This is a genomic window from Verminephrobacter aporrectodeae subsp. tuberculatae At4, assembly GCF_000193225.1.
GTDB classification, from domain to species: Bacteria; Pseudomonadota; Gammaproteobacteria; order Burkholderiales; family Burkholderiaceae_C; genus Acidovorax; species Acidovorax aporrectodeae.
The window spans coordinates 1-4620 of sequence record NZ_AFAL01001001.1 but is presented as its reverse complement, the minus strand read 5'-3'; the positions used below and the strand labels follow the sequence as shown (position 1 = coordinate 4620).

Below are 4620 nucleotides of genomic sequence, written 5' to 3'. Positions count from 1 at the left end.
CAGCGCCTGCGCGAGCACGGCCTGGACCCCCTGGCCGCTTACGACGAACGCGCGCTGCAAGCGCCCTGGGCGGCGCACGGCCAGGCCTGGATCGCCCGTGCCGCGCCCGCGCTCGCGCACTGCATCGTCTCGGCAACGGCCTTTCTCGACCTGGACGCCGTGGTCCTCGACGCCGCCACCGCGCCCGACCTGCTGCAGGCGCTGGTCGGGCGCGTGCGCCAGGCGCTGCACGCCTGCAACTGGGAGGGCCTGCACGCGCCCCCGCGGCTGGAACTGGGTAGCATCGGCTCCGACGCGCGCGCGCTCGGCGGCGCGCTGCTGCCGCTGCACGCCTGCTTTGCGCCCGACAACGATGTCTTTCTGAAGACCGTGGACAGGCTCTGAATATCAGCCCTTTCAAGAGCTGGGTAGATTCGCAACCGACCGCGCCCGACCGCAGCGCAGCTACTGCTTGTTCCAGGTGGCGACCTGCTGCGTGATGTACGCATTCAGCGCGTTGAGGCTGCTCAGTTGCTTGTCCAGCGCGGTGTAGCGCTGCGTGATGCGTTGCTCGAACGCGTCCGCCTGCGCATTCACCTGGGCCTGGCTCTGGTCGTTGCGATTGAGGCTGGCGCTCAGGGTGTTTGCCTTGGATTGGAAGAAACCGTCGCTGGACAGCAGTTGCTTGCCGAGCGCCTGCACGCGCAGCGCGACGCCGTTCGTGCCGGAAAAAAGGGTTTTCACGCCCTCCGGGTTCTTCTCCAGCGCCTGCGCGAGCCGGGTCGGGTCCACGGCCAGATCGCCGCCGAGTTGCTGTGTGACGCCAATGTCGGCCAGGTACTGGAACGCGCCCCCGGCCGCGCTGTCCGAGTCGATCGCGCGGCGCAAGGCGTTGTGCAGCGCAATCACCGTCGAATCGCCCTGGAGCAAGCCGGCCGTGCGCGTCTGGGCGTCGTACTTGGTCGCCTCTTGCAGCAGCTGGTTGACGGCGTTGTACGCCTTCACCAGCGCATCGACGTCCGACTGGACCGCCGTATCGTCCTTGCGCACCGTGATCTCGACGGGGCCGGTCGTCACCTGGTGCGCCGTGAAAGTCACGCCCTCCACCGTTGCGGCAAAGGTATTCGTGGCGCTGGAGACCGCGATGCCGTTCACCGTGGCCCGGGCGTCGGCCGCGGCCTGCGTTACGGTGTTGCCTGTCCCCAGGCGGGACAGGCCGGACGCGCCGTCCGGGGCCTGCGTGACGGTGAGGGAAAACTGCGCGTCCAGCCCCGTGGCTTTGCCGCGCAGCAGCAGGCGCTCGCCCGAGGCGTCGCTCAGGACCGACGCCGTCACCCCCGCGTCCGCCGCGTTGATCTTGCGCACGACGTCCTTGAGCCGGTCGGTGGCGCTGACGTCGATGTCCACGGGCGTGGCGGCATCGGGGCGGCCCAGCAGCAGCCGGATGCGTCCCGCGCCCACGGGCGCGCCCACGGGAAGCAGCGCGGCAGACGCAGTGCTCTGCGCCTGCGCCAAGTGCTGAACCTCGACGGTGAAACTGGTCGGCGGGGTCGTGTCCAGCGCCGTCGCAGAGACCTGTTTGGCGTCCGAGGAACTGGCGCTGACGGTGTCCCAGCGCGCCGCGCCGCTCAGGCGGCCCGCCGCGTCGCTGAGCGTGGCGACCAGCGACTTGATCTGGCCGATGGCAGAGATTTCGGTACGCACCGTCGCCGCTTGCAGCTTGAGCGTGTCCAGGGGCTGTCTCTCCAGCGCGACGAGCTGGGAAATGATGCTCTTGACGTCCAGTCCATTGGTCCCGATTCCCGGGGATGAAATATTTGCCATGCCAAGCTCCTGAGCGGCGCCAACGCAGGCGCCCGACGGCGTTCACCGGGGCGCCGTGCGCGCCACCCACGGCCCATAGGTTGGTTAGCGCAACAGGGCGAGCACGCCCTGGGGCAGCTGGTTCGCCTGCGCGACCATTGCCGTGCCGGCCTGCTGCAGAATCTGCGTGCGCGAGAGGTTCGCCGTTTCCGCAGCGAAGTCGGCGTCCAGAATCCGCGAGCGGGAAGCGGACAGGTTTTCCGAAGTGATTTGCAGATTGCTGATCGTGCTCTCGAAGCGCGATTGCAGCGCCCCGAGCTTGGCGCGCTCGCTGTTGATGAAGGTCAGCGCCGAGTCCACGGTCTTCAGGGCGTCGGTGGCGACGGTGAAGGTGCTCACGTCCAGGCCGGCGACGGTGTGCAGCTGCGAGCCGCCGTTGTTCAGCTGGTTGCTGGCCGAGGCGACGGAGAACGAGCGCTCCGAATCCAGCGTGATGTAGCCGCCGGTGTTCACGAAATTGGCGACGGCGTCGACGGCCATCGTGCGCCCCGCGCCGAAGCTCGTGCCCGCCGCGTTGTAGCCCGTGACCGTGACGGGCGCGGCGTTGGGGATCTCCGTGTCGCTCACCACGATGTTGTTTCCCGTGGCGTTGGTCAGAACGATCTGGCTGCCGTCGGCGCTCAGCCAGGCGTTGATTCCGGTTTTTGCCGACTGCTCATTGATCGCGGACACGGCGGTGGACAGGCGGTCGGCGCCGGTGGCCGACGTCAGGGTGAAGGAAACCGTCTGGGCGTTGCCCAGGTTGTCGCCCTCGAGCTTCAGCGTGTACCCGCCCACGGCGGCCATGCCGCCCAGGTGCACCTCGGTGCGGGCCGTTGCCGTCACGCCGGTGTCCGCCTTGAGCGCATTGATCTGATCGGCGGTGGCCTTGGCCGTGTCGCTCAGGGCCACGGTCAGGGTGCCGGTTCCCAGGTAGCCGCTGACGGCCATGGTCCCCGCAGTCACGCCGTTGGTTCCGGTCCCGTGGTTGGTTGGGTCCGTGACCACGACATCCGCCGAGCCGGGGCCCGAGCCGTTGGCGGCCAGGTTCTGGTTGTTGCCGTACACGCTGGTGCGCATGTTCACGGTGGCCGCGACGATGGTCTGGTTCGCGTTCGCGCCCACCTGGAATTGCTGCGTTCCAAAGCTGCCGTCGAGCAGCCTGGTGCCGCTGAATTCCGTGGTCTGCGCGATGCGGTCGAGTTCCGCGACCAGCTGACCCACTTCGCGCTGCAAGGCCTGGCGATCGACGGCGCTGTTCGTGGCGTTCGCCGACTGCACCGCGAGCTCGCGCACGCGCTGCAAGATGTCCCCGGCGGACTTGAGTGCGCCCTCCGTGGTCTGCGCGAGCGAGATGCCGTCGTTGGCGTTGCGCGCCGCCTGGTTCAGGCCGCGGATCTGGGTCGTGAAGCGCTCGGTGATCGCCAGGCCCGCGGCGTCGTCCTTGGCGCTGTTGATGCGCAGGCCCGACGACAGGCGCTGGATCGACTGACTCAGCGAAGCCTGGCTCAGGCCCAGGTTGCGCTGCGCGGTCAGCGTGTTGATGTTCGTATTGATGGTGGAAGCCATGGCGAATCTCCAGAAAAAAACAGATCAAAAAGGCGTTAGCGCGGGCGCCGGGCCGGCTTGCAAAGGGTTCCCTGCGGCTTGCGGGCCAGCGGGTGAACGGCGGGCCGCCGAGAGCCTGTCTGCGATCCGTTGCCATGGTTTTCGGGGTGCCGTCGGAAAACTTGAGGGGGGCAAGGCCGCCGCTGGTCGGCTCTTGTGCCGCTTATCCGCCCAACGCTCCCTTAGCGCAGCAGGGCGAGCACGCCCTGGGGCAGCTGGTTCGCCTGCGCGACCATCGCCGTGCCGGCCTGCTGGAGAATCTGCGTGCGCGAGAGGTTCGCCGTTTCCGCAGCGAAGTCGGCGTCCAGAATCCGCGAGCGGGACGCGGACAGGTTTTCCGAAGTGATTTGCAGATTGCTGATCGTGCTCTCGAAGCGCGCTTGCAGCGCCCCGAGCTTGGCGCGCTCGCTGCTCACGAAGGTCAGTGCCGAGTCCACGGTCTTCAGGGCGTCGGTGGCGCTGGTGAAGCGGCTCACGTCCAGGCCGGCGACGGTGTGCAGCTGCGAGCCGCCGTTGCTCAGCTGGTTGCTGGCCGAGGCGACGGCGAACGAGCGCTCCGAATCCAGCATGATGTAGCCGCCGATGTTGACGAAACTTGCGACGGCGTCGACGGTCAGCGCGCGCCCCGTGCCGACGATTGTGCCCGCCGCGTCGTAGCCCGTGACCGTGACGGGCGCGGCGTTGGGGATCGCCGTGTCGCCCACCACGATGTTGTTTCCCGTGGCGTTGCTCAGAACGATCTGGCTGCCGTCGGCGTTCAGCCAGGCGTTGATTCCGGTTTTTGCCGACTGCTCATTGATCGCGGACACGGCGGCGGACAGGCGGTCGGCGCCGCTGGCCGACGTCAGGGTGAAGGAAACCGTCTGGGCGTTGCCCAGGTTGTCGCCCTCGAGCCTCAGCGTGTACCCGCCCACGGCGGCCATGCCGGCCAGGTGCACCTCGGTGCGGGCCGTTGCCGCCACGCCGGTGCTTGCCTTGAGCGCATTGATCTGATCGGCGCTGGCCTTGGCCGTGGCGCTTTCGGCCACGGTCAGGGTGCCGGTTCCCAGGTAGCCGCTGATGGCCACGGAACCCGCGAGCACGCCGTTGGTTCCGGTCCCGCCGTTGGCTGGGGTCGTGGCCTGGACATCCGGCGCACCCAAGCCCGAGCCGTCGGCGGCCAGGTTCTGGTGGTTGCCGTACACGCTGGTG

The 4620-nt window shown here is 68.3% G+C and carries 3 protein-coding genes and 1 pseudogene; 1 reads left to right on the top strand and 3 read right to left on the bottom strand.

The window, feature by feature from the left end; genetic code table 11:
* Window positions 1-384, top strand: a pseudogene (locus tag VTU_RS0124460) (ROK family protein); the annotation flags it as partial.
* 60 nt (window positions 385-444) lie between these two features.
* Here VTU_RS0124460 and fliD read toward each other — a convergent pair.
* The 3 genes from fliD to VTU_RS0124445 form a co-directional block, all read right to left on the bottom strand.
* The gene (gene fliD, locus VTU_RS0124455; RefSeq protein WP_010110386.1) at window positions 445-1803 is read right to left on the bottom strand and encodes a flagellar filament capping protein FliD; all 1359 of its coding nucleotides are present in this window, start codon (window positions 1801-1803) and stop codon (window positions 445-447) included.
* Window positions 1804-1887: 84 nt separating this feature from the next.
* The gene (locus VTU_RS0124450) at window positions 1888-3390 is read right to left on the bottom strand and encodes a flagellin N-terminal helical domain-containing protein (RefSeq protein WP_010110384.1); all 1503 of its coding nucleotides are present in this window, start codon (window positions 3388-3390) and stop codon (window positions 1888-1890) included.
* A 221-nt stretch (window positions 3391-3611) separates the two neighbouring features.
* On the bottom strand, window positions 3612-4620 hold a 1009-nt coding region (locus VTU_RS0124445), incomplete at its 5' end, for a flagellin (protein WP_010110383.1).